Here is a 15608-nt window from a genome sequence, read left to right as displayed (position 1 = left end):
GCCCATCCACCGACCCGGACGGAGATCCCCGCATGACCGACTACACCCCGACCAAGGACGACAAGTTCAGCTTCGGCCTCTGGACGGTGGGCTGGCAGGGCGTCGACGTGTTCGGTGGACCGGTCCGCCCGGTCCTGGACCCGGTGGAGGCCGTGCACCGGCTGGCCGAGCTCGGCGCCGCGGCCATCACCTTCCACGACGACGACCTGGTGCCCGACGACGCCACCCGGGACGCGACCCTCGAGCGGTTCCGGAAGGCCCTCGCCGAGACCGGCATGGGCGTGGAGATGGCGACGACGAACCTCTTCGGCGCCCCGGTGTTCAAGGACGGCGGGCTGACCGCCAACGACCGGGCCGTCCGCCGGTACGCGATCGCCAAGGTGCTGCGCAACATCGACCTCGCGGCCGAGCTGGGGGCGAAGACGTACGTCCTCTGGGGCGGGCGCGAGGGTGCGGAGTCCGGCGGGACCAAGGACGTCGCCGCCGCGCTGGACCGCTACAAGGAGGGCCTGGACCTCCTCTGCGGCTACGTCCGCGACAAGGGCTACGACATCCGGTTCGCCCTCGAGCCCAAGCCCAACGAGCCGCGTGGCGACATCCTGCTGCCCACGATCGGCCACGCCATCGCGTTCATCAACGAGCTCGAGGAGCCCGACCGCGTCGGCCTCAACCCCGAGGTGGGGCACGAGGAGATGGCCGGGCTGAACTTCGCCCAGGGCATCGGGCAGGCGCTGTGGCACGGCAAGCTCTTCCACGTCGACCTCAACGGTCAGCACGGCCCCCGGTTCGACCAGGATCTCCGCTTCGGCGCGGGCAACCTGCGCGGCGCGTTCTGGACCGTCGACACCCTGCTGGGCTCGGGCACGGGCAGGGCCTACGACGGCTACCTGCACTTCGACTACAAGCCGCCGCGGACCGAGGACATCGAGGGCGTGTGGGAGACCGCGCGGGCCTGCATGCGCAACTACCTGATCCTCAAGGAGAAGGCCCAGGCCTTCCGGGCGGACCCCGAGGTCGCCGAGGCGCTCGAGGCCGCGCGGGTCGCGGAGCTCGCCGTGCCCACGCTGGGCGCGGGGAGTCGCTGGACGACCTGCGGGCCGAGCAGCACGACCCGCAGGCGCTGGGGGAGCGCGGACTGCAGTTCGAGCGGCTCGACCAGCTCGCCATGGAGCACCTGCTCGGCGTGCGCTGAGCCATCGGACCGGGGTGGGCGGGCGGGGACACGGCCCTCCCGCCCCGGTCAGGCGCGCCGCCGGGAGGCGAGGACGGCGAGAACAGCGAGGACGACGACCGCGGCGCTCTCCACGCAGAACGACTGCCACCAGAGCGATGCGGATGTCGTCTCGGTGAAGCCGAACAGCCCGACGGTGGTGGACAGCAGCAGGCCGGCCAGGGTCCCGGCCGCGGTCAGCGCACCGAGGGCGGCCACCCAGCCCACGACGGGCCGGGGGTGACGAGCAGCAGGGCGGCGAGGCCGAAGCCCGCGACGGCGTTCAGCAGGAACGCCGGCCCGATCACGTCGATCGTCCGGTAGCCGTCGTTCCAGAGGTCCAGGTGGATCCAGGCCATGGCCGCGAGCAGGGCGGCCCCGGCGATCCGCAGGGCCCACAGCAGCGCGGGCGCCGGTGGGCGGTGGTGGCGGGCGGTCGCCGGTGCGGACGTCCGGGAACCCTGGTCAGGAGACACGGATCGTCGTCTCCATGCCCATCGCGCGGTGGTTGGCGATCGAGCAGTAGACGACGTACTCGCCGGGTTCCAGGGCCACCGTGAGCGTCGTCGTCCCACCGGGGTCGATCGCGTCCGAGGCGGCAACGGTCTCGCCGTCCCGTTCGACCACGAAGTCGTGGGTCGAGCTCCCTCGTTGGCGATGGTGAACTCGTGGGGGCCCGCGGAGAAGCTGTCCTCGTCCAGTTCGACGGCGAAGTCGACCAGCGCGGCGCCGACCGCCTCCGTCTCCTGCTCGCCCGGGGAGGTCGATGCCGAGGTCTGGCCGGAGTCGCCCGGCTGGCTCGGCAACGATTGGGCGGGATCGGTGACGACGGTGGACTCGGGCTCGGACCCGGGATCGTCGGATCCGCCGCACGCGGTGAGCCCCGCGGCCAGCAGGGCCGCGACGCCGAGCCGGGCGGGACGGGTCCGATGGGTCACGGCGGCCTCCTGGGAGGAGGACGGTCGCCCCAGGGTGGCGCGACCGCGCTCGACCGGATGCTCCAACATTTGAGTACCCGGGGAAGGCCTGTCGTCGTGCCCGTCAGCCGAGGCCGGTGATCTCGCGGCACCACCGGACCACGGTGCCCAGCAGGTCGGCGTCCACGGGCTGGCGCAGTTCCCGTCGATAGGCGCCCATCGACGGCGGCCCCGGCTGGCGGCGCAGGGTGTGGGTCAGGTCCGGGGGCAGCGCGGTCGTGGCGCCTCCCGGCACGGTCGCCTCGATGGTGGCCAGGTGTGCCGGGTCCACCTGAAGGTCCTTTCCGCCGGTCAGTGCCAGGACCGGGACGGTCAGGCGGCGGAGGTCCTCGCGCGGGTCGTGCGCCAGGAACTCGCGGTGCCAGCGCGCGTTGATCCTCGCCCCGCCGATCCGGGCGACGTCGCCCGTGGTGGCACGGATCCGGTCGTGGTTGCCGGCGACCTTCCGCTCCAGGTCGACCCGGAGCAGGCGCAGCAGCCCACGGACCGGGCGGGGCAGGGTCGGGGCGATCCGCCGAGCCTGCCAGCGCAGCAGCTCGGCCCCGGGGGTGGCGCTCATCGACAGCAGCACGAGACCCGCCGCCGGGACCCCGCGGGCGGCGAGCGCTGCCGCCAGGATCGCCCCTTCGCTGTGGCCGGCCAGCAGGATCCGGTCGGCGTCGACCTCCGGACGGGCGGCCAGGGCGTCCCGGGCCCGCGCGAGGTCGTCGACGTTGTCGTGCAACCCCACCGTCCGCCAGTCGCCGGGGCTCTCCCCGACGCCGCGCTTGTCGTAGCGGAGGGAGGCCAGGCCACCGGCCGCCAGCGCCGCGGCCAGCTGGTGGGCGACGTCGAACCGCGCGCGGCGGTGGTTGGAGTCGCGGTCGAGCGGTCCCGAGCCTGACGCGATGACCACCGCGGGGGCGGGCAGGCGGCCGTCGGGCAGCGTCAGCGTGCCGTTCAGCGGGTACTCGCCGGCAACGTGCAGTGGCAGCTCGCGCACGGTTCAGGCCGCCGGGTCGAGGGCCTCGACGAGCGCCGCGGCGTCGTCGGAACCCAGCAGCAGGGTGTCGTACCGCGCGCCGACCAGCTCCACCCGGACCGCGGGCTGATCCCGGCGCACGCAGACGAGGGTGCGCTCGCCGGGGCGTCGCAAGGTGCCGATCTTGCGCAGGCCCGGGAGTCCCAGCCCGGGTGCGCGGATCCCGCGCGTGGCCGCGAGGGGATCGGGCACCAGCTCGGCGCCGCGAACGGCGTCGCGAGGGAAGGTGACGTCGCGGAGGAGTCCGGCGATCTTCTCCGCACGGGTGAAGCGCACGGTCGCGGTGGTGGGCGTCAGTTGCACGGTGGCCATGCACCCCACTATTCTCGATGCTGAGAATGCTGTCAAACATGAGAACGGTCGAGAGGGGGCATCGTGCCGAGCGCGGATCTGCTGCTCCACCCCGTCCGCCTGCGCGTCGTGCAGGCGTTCCTCGGTGACCGGACGCTGACGACGTCCGACCTGCGTGCGGAGCTACCGGACGTGCCGACCGCGTCGCTGTACCGGCACGTCGGCGTGCTCGCCGACGCCGGCGTGCTCACCGTCGTGGGGAGCGGAAGGTGCGAGGTGCGGCGGAGCGCAGCTACCGGCTCGATGTCGCCGCGGCGTCGGTCGAGGACGCCGCGACGATGACGGCCGACCAGCACCGCCGGGCGTTCACCAGCTTCGCGGCTGCGCTCATGGCCGACTTCGACCGTTACGTCACGCGCGCCGCCGACGACGGAGGGGCACCGGACCTCGCCGCTGACCGGGTGGGGTACCGGCAGGCCGCGGTGTGGGTCACCGACGACGAGTTCGACGAGATGGTCGCCGACCTGGGGAACGTCCTGCGCGGGCGGCTGGACAACCGGCCGGACGGGCTCCGCCGCCGCCGCACGGTCACCACCGTGCACCTGCCGGCGGACTGATCCGCGGTCTCAGCGCGCGTCGCGGCGGGCCTGGCGAGCGGCCGCCTTCGCCTCCTTCTTCGCCAGCTTGTTGGCCTTCTTGACCGTCACCCGCGGCCGGCGCTCGATCAGCCCGCGGGTCATCAGCCCGATCCCGATGCCGACCAGCCAGCTGTCCTTCGCGATGGACAGGCCCTGCTCGGTCGGCGCGAGGCTGCCCGGCTTCCGCATGCCCGGCGTCCTCAGGTAGAGCCCCAGGAGGCCGCCGGAGAAGGCGGTCAGGGCAGCACCGGCCGCGAAGGTCGGCACGAAGGGCGTCAGCAGTGCAGCGCCCAGCACGATCTCTGCCGTCGCCAGCCCCTGCACGAACTGCTGTGGCGGAACGGACTTGAGGAACGGATAGGTGCCGGCGGCGAAGCCGTGCATCCCGGCCGCGGCCTCGGCGTCCGCGCCGCGCTTGCCGAGTCCGCTGTTGAGGATGAACGCGCCGGCGGAGATCCGGGGAGCGATCTCGGACAGGGTGATGGGCAGACCCATGGCAGTACCTCGCAATGTCGTTGAGCGTGCGACCAGGTGGTGCGTCGTCCCGGACAGTGCCCACCGGTCCGCCGGCCAACCGTTCACGGCGGGCCCACCTCGTCGAGGTGAGCGACCCCCGAGGGCGTCGGTGCCGCGGCTCCCGCGTGCCACTATGGCGCCGTGGCGTCCACCTCTGCCTCGGCCGGCGCACTGCTGCGGCACGTGCGGACCGGGCGTGCCCGCAGCCGCGCCGAGCTCGTCGCGCTGACCGGCGCCTCCCGGAACACCGTGAGCGCGCGGGTGGACCAGCTCATCGCGGCCAAGCTCCTGGAGGAGGGCGGCCGGGGCTGGAGCACCGGTGGCCGTCCGCCCACCCTGCTGCGGTTCAACAGCGGTGCGGGCTGTGCCCTGGCCGTGGATCTGGGAGTGACCAGCGTCGACGTCGCGGTCACCGACCTGTCGGCCCGCATCCTCGCCACCGTCGGCCACCCGATCGACATCGCCGACGGGCCGGGCGTCGTCCTGGCCGAGGTGGACCGGCTGGCCCAGCTCGTGCTCGCCGAGGCCGGGCTCACCCCCGCCGACGTCTGCGCGGTCGGCGTCGGAGTCCCCGGGCCGGTGGAGTTCTCGACCGGGCGGCCCTCCCACCCGCCGATCATGCCGGGCTGGCACGACTACCCGATCCCCAGCGCGTTCGGGCGCTACGAGTGCCCCGTGTACGTCGACAACGACGTGAACGTCATGGCGCTGGGCGAGATGGGCATCGCCGGTTCGGTCCAGGACGTCCTCGTCGTCAAGGTCGGGACCGGCATCGGCTGCGGGGTGATCGTCGACGGGCGGGTGTACCGGGGGCGCAGGGCAGCGCCGGGGACATCGGCCACATCTACGTGCAACCCGCCGACGGGCGCACCGTGCTCTGCCGCTGCGGCAACGAGAACTGCCTCGAGGCGATCGCCGGCGGCGGGGCGCTGCTGCGCGACGCGACCGCCGCGGGCCTGCCGGTCAGCAGCACGCGGGACGTCGTCGAGCTGGCCGCCCAGGGCGACGGTCCCGCGCTCGAGCTGGTCCGGGATGCCGGCCGGACGATCGGCACCGTGCTCGCCGCGCTGGTGAACTTCTTCAACCCGCACCGCATCGTGATGACCGGCGGGGTCGCCCAGGCCGGCGCCCCGCTGCTGGCCGGCATCCGGGAGGCGGTCTACCGCCGTTCCATGCCGCTGGCCGCCCGCGCGCTGGAGATCACGGTGAGCGACGCCCCCGACCTCTCCGGGCGGGTGGGCGCGGCCCTGATGGCCATCGAGGAGTACCTCGACGAGGACTCCGTCGTGGACGCCCTGGCGCGGTAGGTCCGCAGGACGGCACGGCGGCTCGGTCGCTGGGCACGGTCGCGCCGAGTGCCCCGGAGGGGTCCGCGCAGGCGCGACGCAGCGGCTCGACGCACCAGAGGGCGGCACCTGGCCGCGGTGCGGTACGGAGGACCGCAGTGTCATCGCATCTCGGTTCGGTAACCCCGGTCCTGCACCCTTGACCCGCTGTGACGTCGGACATATGTTCACGCCTGCGCCGACTAATGGTCAACGATGAGCAAAAGTCCCGGGTGGTGACGTGAACGACGTACTGGCTGACCGCAGGGTCGCCGCGCAGTCGTGGGCAGGGGCCGGCTGGTGACCGCCCCGCTGCTCGAGATGCACGGCATCGTCAAGACGTTCCCGGGCGTCCGCGCCCTGGACGGCGTCGACCTCGACGTCCGGTCCGGCGAGGTGCACTGCCTGCTCGGCCAGAACGGCGCCGGCAAGTCGACGCTGATCAAGGTGCTGGCCGGTGCCCACCAGCCCGATGCGGGCACGATCACCTGGCGCGGCGAGCAGGTGCAGCTCAAGAACCCCCAGGTCGCGATGTCGCTGGGCATCGCCACCATCTACCAGGAGCTGGACCTGGTCTCCGGCCTCACCGTGGCCGACAACATCTTCCTGGGGCGCGAGCGCTCGCGGTTCGGCATCGCCCGCCCGGCACCGGCGAACGAGGCCGCCGGTGCGCTGCTGACCCGCCTCGGCCACCCGGAGATCCGGCCCACCGCCGAGGTCGGCTCACTGCCCGCCGCCGCCCAGCAGATGGTCAGCATCGCCCGGGCACTGTCCCAGGACGCCAAGTTGATCGTCATGGACGAGCCCTCGGCCGTGCTCGACAACGAGGAGGTCCAGCACCTGTTCGAGGTCATCCGGGACCTGGGACGCGACGGGGTCGCGGTCGTCTACATCTCCCATCGGCTGGAGGAGATCCGCCAGGTCGGCGACCGGATCACCGTGCTGAAAGACGGCCGGACGGTGGCCACCGGACTGCCGGCGCAGGACACGCCCACCCGCCGCGTCATCGAGCTGATGACCGGCCGCGACATCGAGTACGTCTTCCCCGAGCGCCGGGCGGTCGCTGCGGCCGAGCCGCTGCTCTCGGTCCGCGACCTCGGCCTGAGCGGTACCTTCCACGGCGTCTCCTTCGACGTCGCGCCGGGCGAGGTGGTCGGGCTCGCCGGGCTCGTCGGATCGGGACGCTCGGAGATCCTCGAGACGATCTACGGCGCGCGCCGGGCGACCGGCGGCACGGTCTCGGTGGCCGGCCGGCGGCTGCGCGCGGGCAGTGTGGCGGCCGCGGTGTCGGCCGGGGTGGGGCTCGCCCCCGAGGAGCGCAAGAGCCAGGCGCTGCTGCTCGGCGACGCCGTCTACCGCAACATCAGCATCGCCAGCCTGGCGCGGTTCGCCCGGGGCGGCTTCCTCACCGGTGGTGCGGAGAAGGACGCCGCGCGCGAGCAGGTCCAGGCCCTCGACGTCCGCCCGGCCGACGTGACCCGCGAGGTGCGGACCCTGTCGGGCGGCAACCAGCAGAAGGTCGTGCTCGCCCGCTGGCTGCTGCGCGAGTGCCGGGTGCTGCTCCTCGACGAGCCGACCCGTGGCGTCGACGTCGGCGCTCGCTCGGAGATCTACGCGCTGATCCGCGAGCTGGCCGACCGCGGGGTAGCCGTGGTCGTCGTCTCCAGCGAGATCCCGGAGGTCCTCGGCCTCGCCGATCGTGTGCTGGTGATCTCCGACGGCGCCGTGGTGGCCCAGGAACCGGCCGATGCGCTCGACGAGCACGCCGTGCTCGACCTCGTCATGGAGGGAACGGTCGGCCCCGCCATCGGGGCGACCGGCAGCAGGCCACCGCACAGCCGCACGAAGGGGACGTGGCATGACCGGCAGCACCGCGACGACCGGGGAGCGGACGCACCCGCGTCGCCGGAGGGCCGCGCGCCCGAAGGAACGAACGGCAAGGGGCCCGGCTTCATGGCCGGGCCCGCGGGGCGGCTCATCGGTCTCGTCGTGGCCCTGGGCCTGCTCTGCATCGTCGGCGCCGTCACCGCTCCCGACCGCTTCGTCGACATCGACAACGTCCTCACGATCCTGCGGCTGGCGGCCGTCGTCGGTGTGGTCAGCATCGGCATGACCTTCGTGATCATCGGCGGCGGCATCGATCTGTCGGTGGGCGCGCTGGTCGCGCTCTCGTCGGTCTGGGCGACCACGCTGGCCACCCAGCAGATGGCCGAGGACTTCCACTGGATCGTCATGGTGTTCACCGCGATCGCCGTGGGCGCCGGGGCGGGACTGATCAACGGCATCATCATCGCCTACGGGCGGCTGGTGGCCTTCATCGCCACCCTCGCCATGCTCGTCTCCGCCCGCGGACTGGCCGAGATCATCGCCAACCGCCGGACCCAGATCGTGCAGGACCGCGGCTTCCGCGAGTTCTTCGGCGGCGACGTCTTCGGCGTCCCGGGACTGGTGATCATCTGGGCGCTGGTGTCGGTCGGCGGCTGGATCCTGCTCAACCGCACCACCTTCGGCCGGCACACCTTCGCCGTCGGCGGCAACGCCGAGGCCGCGCGGCTGGCCGGCATCCGCGTGCAGTGGCACACCCTCAAGCTGTACGTGCTCTCCGGCGTCACCTGCGGCATCGCCGCGGTGATGCTCATGGCGCGGACGACGACCGGCAGCTCGACCCACGGCACGCTGCTGGAGCTCCAGGCGATCGCCGCCGTCGTCATCGGCGGCACCCTGCTCGTCGGTGGCCGGGGCACGATCGTCGGCACCGTCCTCGGCGTGCTGATCCTCATCACGCTGGGCAACGTCTTCGTGCTCAACAACCTGTCCAGCTCCGCCCAGGCCGTCGCCCAGGGCCTGATCATCGTGCTCGCCGTCCTGCTGCAGTCGCGGCTGGCCGAGGGCGCGGCGGCGGTTTCGGCTGGCTGACCGGTTCCAAGTCCGGCGAGTCGTCATCCGGCGGAGCGGTCGCCGGGGGCACCCCGGCCGGCTCGGTGTCCGGCGGCTCCAGCGTTCCCGGCGCTCCGGGCGGCGACCGCCCCGGCACCGGCTCCACCCCTGACCTCCACCCGTCCCAACCGAACCTGCCGGCGACCCGCCGGAGAAGGCATATCGAGGAGAGATACATGTCTGCAGCGAGGCAGCGCCCCTACCGTCGCCTGATGTCCACCGCGGTCGCCCTGGCCGGCGCCGGCGTGCTCGTCGCCGGCTGCACCAGCAACGAGCCGGAGAGCTCCGGTTCCGACGGCGGCGGTGAGAACGTGGCCAGCTCCAACGACGAGACGGGCGAGACCGTCCGCATCGGCTTCTCGGCACCGGCGGCCGACCACGGCTGGATGGCCGGCATCACCGAGGCCGCCCGCGCCGCGGCGGAGGAGTACGACGACATCGACCTCCAGGTCGCCGAGGGCACCAACGACGTCAGCACGCAGATCAGCCAGGTGGAGACCTTCATCAACGAGGGTGTCGACGCCATCGTGCTGCTGCCCTTCGACGGCGCCGCGATGACCCCGGTCGCGCTGCAGGCGATGGAGGCCGGCATCCCGGTCATCAACGTCGACCGCGAGTTCAACAGCCCGTTCGCCGCCCGCGCCACCATCCTGGGCGACAACTACGGCATGGGCGTCTCCGCGGGCACCTACGTCTGCGAGCAGGTCGGCGACAACCCCGACGCCGTCGTCGCCGAGATCGCCGGCATCGACTCGCTGCCGCTCACCCAGGACCGCAGCCAGGGCTTCGCCGACGCGCTGTCGGACTGCGGCCTCGACGTCGACAACCGCGTCGCGGCGGACTTCACCGTGGAGGGCGGCGAGGAGGCCGCGGCCAACCTGCTCCAGGCCGCCCCGCAGCTCGACGCGCTGTGGAACCACGACGACGACCAGGGCGTCGGCGTTCTGGCCGCCATCGAGAACGCCGGCCGCGACGAGTTCGTCATGGTCGGCGGTGCCGGCTCGGCGAACGCCATGCGCGCGATCCAGGAGGGCGGCTCCGTTCTGCAGGCGACCGTCATCTACCCGCACACCCAGGCCGCCGACGGCATCCGCCTGGCCCGGCTGATCGCGCAGGGCAAGGGCCTGTCGGACCTGGTCTCCCAGGGCGTCCCGCGGGAGATCGTGCTGAACGCCCCGGTCGTCACGGCCGAGAACGTCGAGGACTACATCGACCGCGCGTTCGAGTCCTGATCCGCCGACGGAGCAGCAGGGGAGCGCGCGCCGTTCCCCTGCTGCTCCATCCCTCCGGGAGAAGCACATGACCTCCACCCTCGGCATCGGGCTGATCGGCTACGCCTTCATGGGCGCGGCGCACTCGCAGGCCTGGCGCACCGCCCCCACTTCTTCGACCTGCCGCTGCGGCCGGACCTCGCCGTCCTGGTCGGCCGGGACCGCGCACGGCTCACCGAGGCCGCCGGCAAGCTCGGCTGGCGCGAGACCGAGACCGACTGGCACCGCCTGCTCGAGCGCGACGACGTCGACCTGGTCGACGTCTGCACCCCGGGTGACACGCACGCCGAGATCGCGATCGCCGCGCTCGAGGCCGGCAAGCACGTGCTGTGCGAGAAGCCCCTGGCCAACTCGGTCGCCGAAGCCGAGGCGATGGCCGACGCCGCCGCGAAGGCTGCGGCCCGCGGGGTCCGCTCGATGGTCGGCTTCACCTACCGCCGCGTGCCGGCGATCGGCCTGGCCCGGCAGCTCGTCGCCGACGGCCGGCTCGGCGACATCCGGCACGTCCGGGCGCAGTACCTGCAGGACTGGATCGCCGACCCCTCCGCCCCGATGTCGTGGCGGCTGGAGAAGGACAAGGCCGGCTCGGGCGCGCTCGGCGACATCGGCGCGCACGTCGTCGACCTCACGCAGCACATCACCGGGCAGGCGCTCACCGGCGTCAGCGCGACGTTGGAGACCTTCGTCACGGAGCGGCCGCTGCCCGCGTCGGCCGGCTCGCTGTCCGGCGTGGGGGTGAGGGCACCGGCACCGTGACCGTGGACGACGCCGCCGTGTTCCTGGGCCGGTTCACCGGCGGGGCGCTGGGCGTCTTCGAGGCGACCCGCTTCGCGCTCGGCCGGAAGAACGCCATCCGGATCGAGATCAACGGCTCGCGCGGCAGCCTCGCGTTCGACTTCGAGGACATGAACGTCCTGCACTTCTTCGACGGCGACGAGCCCGCCGAGACCGCAGGCTTCCGCCGCATCGTGGTCACCGAGCCCGGGCACCCCTACGTCGGCAACTGGTGGCCGGCCGGGCACGGCCTGGGGTACGAGCACGGCTTCACCCACCAGGTCGTCGACCTGGTCACCGCCATCGCCGCGGGCGAGGACCCGGCGCCGTCCTTCGCCGACGGGCTGCAGGTGCAGCGGGTGCTCGACGCCGTCGAGCGCAGCGCAGCCGACAGCTCCCGCTGGACCGAGATCCGAGGAGACTTCTGATGCCCCGTCCCGTCACCCTGTTCACCGGCCAGTGGGCCGACCTGCCGTTCGAGGAGATGTGCCGGCTGGCCTCCGGGTGGGGCTACGACGGCCTGGAGATCGCCTGCTGGGGCGACCATCTCGACGTCGAGCGCGCCGTGAACGACGACTCCTACGTGCAGGAGCGCCTGGAGCTCTTGAAGCGGCACGACCTGCAGGTCTTCGCGATCTCCAACCACCTCAACGGCCAGGCCGTGTGCGACGACCCGATCGACGAGCGGCACCGCGGCATGGTGCACCCGCGCGTCTGGGGCGACGGCGACCCCGAGGGCGTCCGGCAGCGGGCGGCCGAGGAGATGAAGCTGACCGCCCGCGCGGCGGCCCGGCTGGGCGTGAAGACGGTCGTCGGCTTCACGGGGTCGAAGATCTGGAAGACCGTGGCCATGTTCCCGCCGGTGCCCGAGTCGATGATCGAGGACGGCTACCGCGACTTCGCCGACCGCTGGAACCCCATCCTGGACGTCTTCGACGAGGTCGGTGTGCGGTTCGCGCACGAGGTGCACCCGTCGGAGATCGCCTACGACTACTGGACGACGGTCGCGACGATGGAGGCCATCGGGCACCGGGAGGCGTTCGGCCTCAACTGGGACCCGAGCCACTTCGTCTGGCAGGACCTCGACCCGGTCTCCTTCATCTGGGATTTCAAGGACCGGATCTACCACGTCGACTGCAAGGACGCGAAGAAGCAGGTGGGCAACGGCCGCAACGGCCGGATGGGCTCGCACCTGCCCTGGGCCGACCCGCGGCGCGGCTGGGACTTCGTGTCCACCGGTCACGGCGACGTCCCGTGGGAGGCCTGCTTCCGGATGCTCAACACCATCGGCTACGACGGGCCGATCTCGGTGGAGTGGGAGGACGCCGGCATGGACCGGCTGGTCGGTGCGCCCGAGGCGCTGGAGTTCGTCCGCCGGCTGGCGTTCGACCCGCCGTCCGCGGCGTTCGACGCCGCCTTCGCCAGCGGCAACTGACCCGCCGGCCCCGTCGATGATCAGGTTCCCTGATCGTCAGGGGTCCTCCCGCACGGTCGACGGTGCGGGAGGACCCCATACGGTGAGGAGGAGGGTGTGGGGCGGGTCAGGAACGGCGTCCGCGCCACGCCAGGACGGCGAGAGCGGTGAGGACGACGGTGGCCGCGGCCTCGACCCAGAAGGACTCCCACCACAGCTGCGCCTGGGTGGACTCCACGAAGCCGAAGAGTCCGACGGTGGTGGAGAGCACCAGCGCGCCCAGGGTGCCCAGGGCCAGCGCCGCACCGGCCGCGGCGGCCCAGGGCAGCAGCCGGCGCGGCGCCAGGAGGACGGCCAGCGCGCCGAGGATCCCGAGCACCGTATCGAGCACGAACGCCGGCCCGATCACGTCGATGCTGCGGTAGCCCGCCTGCCAGAGGTAGCCGTGGATGACGGCGATGCCGATCAGGAGTGCGGCGCCGCCGATGCGCAGCACCGTGATCGCCGTCCCGGACCGGGCCCGTGGGTCGAGCGTCGCGGCGGGCATCAGCTGACCGTCACGGGAAGTTCCATGCCCATTCCCCGGTGGTTGGCGATCGAGCAGTAGAAGACGTACTCGCCGGGCTCGAGGGTCACGGTCAGGGTCTCCGAGGCGCCGGGCTCGATGACCGCGGTGCGGGCGATGTCCTCGCCGTCCTGCTCGATCACCAGGTCGTGGGAGGCACTGCCCTCGTTGCGGACCTCGATCTCGATCTCGCCGGCGGACAGCGTCTCCGCGTCCACGGAGATGCTGAAGTCCTCCTCGACGGCGGTGACGGTCTGCACGTCGCCCTCGGCCGCCGGTGCCGAAGGTGCCGAGGGTGCCGCCGGTGCGGCCTCGCTCGGCTGGGCCTGCGTGGTGGGGGCGCTCGCGCCATCGGTGTCCGGGCTGTCGCTGCCGCCGCAGGCGGTCAGCGAACCCAGCGCGACGGCGAGGAGGACGGCCGGCAGCCGGCGCCGGGAACCGGGACGGATGACGTTCGGAACGGACACGTGGGCTCCCTGGAGGTCGATGGCGGCGGTTCCCGCTCATCGGTCTTCGTCCGCCGGCCGCCTTCCGGACGTGTCGGGCCGGAAGAGGCTCGGTGGAGCGCTGACCGACCGAGGCGGCCCGACGTCCCTTGTCGGGTCGGCGATCCGCCGCCAGACGGCGCTCCATCGCACTCCCGGAAGGGAGCTCCGTGGACGACGTCGACGCGTTCCTGGCCCAGGTCCTGCCCCTGATGGTCGACGAGGTCGTCGGCATCCATGACGGCGACGCCACCGCGCGGGTGGCGCTGTAGTCGCGCGACGAGCCGGTGACCCTGTTCGGCGCAGCGCTCCGCCCCGGAGGATGCCCTGCGCGTGACGACCCTCTTCAGGGGAGCGGGCGACGCATGGAGGGTCGTCCAACGGCACGGGGACGGCTACACGAGTCCAACGCCCGGCCGTCGTCGGCGGGCTGAGTGCCGGCCCGTCGCCGTCCGTGCGACGGCGACGGGCGAGATGCGAGAGGTCAGCGACCGCCGCGGCGGGAACGGGCGCTGAAGGACGCGGCCGACGAGCTGCCGGCGCGAGCCGCCAGCTCGGCGCGCGTGCGGGCCGGGCCGGACGCGCGGCCCGAACCGCCGGTCTTGGCCGCGCCGGAACCGCTGCGACCGCCCGAGGACGACGCCCCGCCCGAGGAACCGCGACCGGAGCCGCCGCTGCGACGACGTCCGCCGCCGCCGGTGCCCTGCGGCTGCTCGACGACGGGCGCCGGCTCGACGTAGGGGCGGCCGGGCCGGTCAGCGCCTCGATCTCGGGTGCACCCGGGCGGACAACGCTGACCTTCGGGGTGATCCCGGCCTGGCGGGCCAGGCTGCGGACCTCGCCGGCCTGGTCGGGCGTCGAGACGGTGACGACGGCGCCCTCGGCCCCGGCGCGGGCGGTGCGGCCCGAGCGGTGCAGGTAGGCCTTGTGCTCCGACGGCGGCTCGACGTGGACCACCAGCGCGACGTCGTCGACGTGGATGCCGCGGGCGGCGATGTCGGTCGCGCACAGCACCCGGCTGGCGCCGGTGGTGAACGCCTCGAGGTTGCGCTCGCGGGCGTTCTGGCTGAGGTTGCCGTGCAGGTCGACCGCCGGGATGCCCTGGGCGGTCAGCTGCTTGGCGAGCTTCTTGGCCTGGTGCTTGGTGCGGGTGAACAGCACGCTGCGGCCCAGCCCGGAGGCGAGCTGGCGCACGACCTCTGCCTTGTCGGCGCTCTGCACCTGCAGCACGTGGTGCGTCATCGTGCTGACCGGGGCCACGGCCGGGTCGACCGAGTGCGTGACGGGGCTGGACAGGTAGCGCTTGACCAGGACGTCGACGCCGTTGTCCAGCGTGGCGGAGAACAGCATCCGCTGGCCGACCTTCGGGGTGCGGTCCATGATCCGCTTGACCCCGGGCAGGAAGCCCAGGTCGGCCATGTGGTCTGCCTCGTCGAGGATGGTGACCTCGATCGCGCCGAGGTCGCAGTGGCCCTGCTGGATCAGGTCCTCGAGCCGGCCGGGGCAGGCGATGACGACGTCGACGCCCTGCGCGAGCGCCTGGACCTGCGGGTTCTGGCCGACGCCGCCGAAGATCGTCGTCGTCTTCATGCCCAGGGCGCGGGCCATGGGGTCGACGACGGCGGCGACCTGGTTGGCCAGCTCGCGGGTCGGCACCAGGATGAGCGAGCGCGGCCGCTTGGCCTGCCGCTTGCTGTCGGAGGCGGAGAGGCGGGCGACCAGCGGGAGGCTGAAGGCCAGCGTCTTGCCGGAGCCGGTGCGGCCGCGGCCGAGCACGTCGCGGCCGGCGAGGCTGTCGGGCAGCGTCGCGACCTGGATCGGGAACGGGGCGGTGATGCCGCTGCCGGTCAGCACCTCGACCAGCGGCGCGGGGACGCCGAGCGCCTCGAAGGTGGTGTCCGTGGGCAGGACGGTGGCATCGGCGCCCACGGGGACGACGACGGGAGCGGGGCGGCGGGCGCCGGGCGGTGCTGGTTCTGGCCCTGCTGGTCGCCGGCCGGGCGGGTGCCGCGGCCGCGTCCGCCGCGACGGCGGCGGGGAACGCCGTCGGAGGAGGCGGGGGAGTTGCTGATGGAGGAGGTCACGGGGTCCTTCGGCGTTCGAGTGGCCGCACGAGCACCGCAGTCGAGCGAGCGCCGGCACGTCTGCACGGGGGCAGGGCGGGCTCGCATCGTCGGCGAGACG

17 protein-coding genes and 1 pseudogene are annotated in these 15608 nt (G+C 73.0%); 10 read left to right on the top strand and 8 right to left on the bottom strand.

The window, feature by feature from the left end; translation table 11 throughout:
* Positions 1-32: 32 nt before the first annotated feature.
* Positions 33-1454: a xylose isomerase gene (gene xylA, locus U6N30_RS20285; protein ID WP_324273707.1), complete on the top strand. Its 1422-nt coding sequence runs from the start codon at positions 33-35 to the stop codon at positions 1452-1454.
* Here xylA and U6N30_RS34315 read toward each other — a convergent pair.
* Together U6N30_RS34315 and U6N30_RS34310 are read right to left on the bottom strand one after the other, a co-directional pair.
* Entirely contained in the window at positions 1408-1686 is a 279-nt protein-coding gene (locus tag U6N30_RS34315) for a hypothetical protein (protein ID WP_422677962.1), read from the bottom strand. The two genes, xylA and U6N30_RS34315, sit on opposite strands and share 47 nt — an antisense overlap.
* Positions 1676-1765, bottom strand: a complete 90-nt coding sequence (locus U6N30_RS34310) for a cupredoxin domain-containing protein (RefSeq protein WP_422678133.1) — start codon at positions 1763-1765, stop codon at positions 1676-1678. Before U6N30_RS34310 ends, U6N30_RS34315 begins: the two co-directional genes overlap by 11 nt.
* A 96-nt stretch (positions 1766-1861) precedes the next feature.
* Between U6N30_RS34310 and U6N30_RS34305 the strand changes: the two genes are divergently transcribed.
* Positions 1862-2221, top strand: a complete 360-nt coding sequence (locus tag U6N30_RS34305) for a hypothetical protein (RefSeq protein ID WP_422677961.1) — start codon at positions 1862-1864, stop codon at positions 2219-2221.
* Between the two features lie 30 nt (positions 2222-2251).
* Here the strand turns inward: U6N30_RS34305 and U6N30_RS20275 are convergent, their stop codons facing one another.
* Positions 2252-3169, bottom strand: a complete 918-nt coding sequence (locus tag U6N30_RS20275) for an alpha/beta hydrolase (protein WP_324273705.1) — start codon at positions 3167-3169, stop codon at positions 2252-2254.
* A 3-nt stretch (positions 3170-3172) separates the two neighbouring features.
* A complete protein-coding gene (locus tag U6N30_RS20270; RefSeq protein ID WP_324273704.1) occupies positions 3173-3520 on the bottom strand; it encodes a hypothetical protein in 348 nt (115 codons plus the stop codon).
* A gap of 63 nt (positions 3521-3583) precedes the next feature.
* On the opposite strand from U6N30_RS20270, the gene U6N30_RS20265 reads away from it, so the two are divergent.
* Positions 3584-3841, top strand: a complete 258-nt coding sequence (locus tag U6N30_RS20265) for a helix-turn-helix domain-containing protein (protein ID WP_324273703.1) — start codon at positions 3584-3586, stop codon at positions 3839-3841.
* Positions 3838-4116 carry a hypothetical protein gene (locus tag U6N30_RS20260; RefSeq protein WP_324273702.1) on the top strand — a complete coding sequence of 93 codons (279 nt, stop codon included), beginning with the start codon at positions 3838-3840 and terminating at the stop codon, positions 4114-4116. The genes U6N30_RS20265 and U6N30_RS20260 overlap by 4 nt, the downstream gene beginning before the upstream one ends.
* A gap of 9 nt (positions 4117-4125) precedes the next feature.
* Here the strand turns inward: U6N30_RS20260 and U6N30_RS20255 are convergent, their stop codons facing one another.
* The gene (locus tag U6N30_RS20255; RefSeq protein WP_324273701.1) at positions 4126-4632 is read right to left on the bottom strand and encodes a hypothetical protein; all 507 of its coding nucleotides are present in this window, start codon (positions 4630-4632) and stop codon (positions 4126-4128) included.
* 162 nt (positions 4633-4794) lie between these two features.
* On the opposite strand from U6N30_RS20255, the pseudogene U6N30_RS34300 reads away from it, so the two are divergent.
* From U6N30_RS34300 to U6N30_RS20220, 6 genes and pseudogenes are all read left to right on the top strand, one after another.
* A pseudogene (locus U6N30_RS34300) lies at positions 4795-5960 on the top strand (ROK family protein).
* Positions 5961-6278: 318 nt separating this feature from the next.
* A complete protein-coding gene (locus tag U6N30_RS20240; protein WP_324273700.1) occupies positions 6279-8894 on the top strand; it encodes an ATP-binding cassette domain-containing protein in 2616 nt (871 codons plus the stop codon).
* Between the two features lie 233 nt (positions 8895-9127).
* The gene (locus tag U6N30_RS20235) at positions 9128-10147 is read left to right on the top strand and encodes a substrate-binding domain-containing protein (protein WP_324273699.1); all 1020 of its coding nucleotides are present in this window, start codon (positions 9128-9130) and stop codon (positions 10145-10147) included.
* Between the two features lie 48 nt (positions 10148-10195).
* A complete protein-coding gene (locus U6N30_RS20230; RefSeq protein ID WP_324278394.1) occupies positions 10196-10942 on the top strand; it encodes a Gfo/Idh/MocA family protein in 747 nt (248 codons plus the stop codon).
* On the top strand, positions 10939-11388 hold the full coding sequence (locus U6N30_RS20225) for a Gfo/Idh/MocA family oxidoreductase (RefSeq protein ID WP_324273698.1): 450 nt from the start codon (positions 10939-10941) through the stop codon (positions 11386-11388). Before U6N30_RS20230 ends, U6N30_RS20225 begins: the two co-directional genes overlap by 4 nt.
* Positions 11388-12395, top strand: a complete 1008-nt coding sequence (locus U6N30_RS20220) for a sugar phosphate isomerase/epimerase family protein (RefSeq protein ID WP_324273697.1) — start codon at positions 11388-11390, stop codon at positions 12393-12395. Before U6N30_RS20225 ends, U6N30_RS20220 begins: the two co-directional genes overlap by 1 nt.
* Before the next feature lie 106 nt (positions 12396-12501).
* Here the strand turns inward: U6N30_RS20220 and U6N30_RS20215 are convergent, their stop codons facing one another.
* Genes U6N30_RS20215 through U6N30_RS20205 form a run of 3 tightly spaced genes read right to left on the bottom strand, consistent with a single transcriptional unit; the run spans position 12502 to position 15353 of the window.
* The gene (locus U6N30_RS20215; RefSeq protein WP_324273696.1) at positions 12502-12921 is read right to left on the bottom strand and encodes a hypothetical protein; all 420 of its coding nucleotides are present in this window, start codon (positions 12919-12921) and stop codon (positions 12502-12504) included.
* On the bottom strand, positions 12921-13406 hold the full coding sequence (locus tag U6N30_RS20210; RefSeq protein ID WP_324273695.1) for a cupredoxin domain-containing protein: 486 nt from the start codon (positions 13404-13406) through the stop codon (positions 12921-12923). The genes U6N30_RS20215 and U6N30_RS20210 overlap by 1 nt, the downstream gene beginning before the upstream one ends.
* Positions 13407-13442: 36 nt before the next feature.
* Positions 13443-15353 carry a DEAD/DEAH box helicase gene (locus U6N30_RS20205; RefSeq protein ID WP_324273694.1) on the bottom strand — a complete coding sequence of 637 codons (1911 nt, stop codon included), beginning with the start codon at positions 15351-15353 and terminating at the stop codon, positions 13443-13445.
* Positions 15354-15608 lie beyond the last annotated feature (255 nt).

The sequence above is a fragment of the Blastococcus brunescens genome, from assembly GCF_035320885.1.
GTDB classification, from domain to species: Bacteria; Actinomycetota; Actinomycetes; order Mycobacteriales; family Geodermatophilaceae; genus Blastococcus_B; species Blastococcus_B brunescens.
The sequence above is the reverse complement of the archived record's forward strand: the minus strand, read 5'-3'. Positions and strand labels throughout refer to the sequence as shown.

What these genes read in the sequence shown, in the direction of transcription:
- U6N30_RS20235 (WP_324273699.1), top strand. Translation starts at nt 9,128, where the DNA reads ATGTCCACCGCGGTCGCCCTGGCCGGCGCCGGCGTGCTCGTCGCCGGC.
- U6N30_RS20220 (WP_324273697.1), top strand. Translation starts at nt 11,388, where the DNA reads ATGCCCCGTCCCGTCACCCTGTTCACCGGCCAGTGGGCCGACCTGCCG.
- U6N30_RS20260 (WP_324273702.1), top strand. Translation starts at nt 3,838, where the DNA reads ATGACGGCCGACCAGCACCGCCGGGCGTTCACCAGCTTCGCGGCTGCG.
- U6N30_RS20255 (WP_324273701.1), bottom strand. Translation starts at nt 4,632, where the DNA reads ATGGGTCTGCCCATCACCCTGTCCGAGATCGCTCCCCGGATCTCCGCC.
- U6N30_RS20270 (WP_324273704.1), bottom strand. Translation starts at nt 3,520, where the DNA reads ATGGCCACCGTGCAACTGACGCCCACCACCGCGACCGTGCGCTTCACC.
- U6N30_RS20215 (WP_324273696.1), bottom strand. Translation starts at nt 12,921, where the DNA reads ATGCCCGCCGCGACGCTCGACCCACGGGCCCGGTCCGGGACGGCGATC.
- xylA (WP_324273707.1), top strand. Translation starts at nt 33, where the DNA reads ATGACCGACTACACCCCGACCAAGGACGACAAGTTCAGCTTCGGCCTC.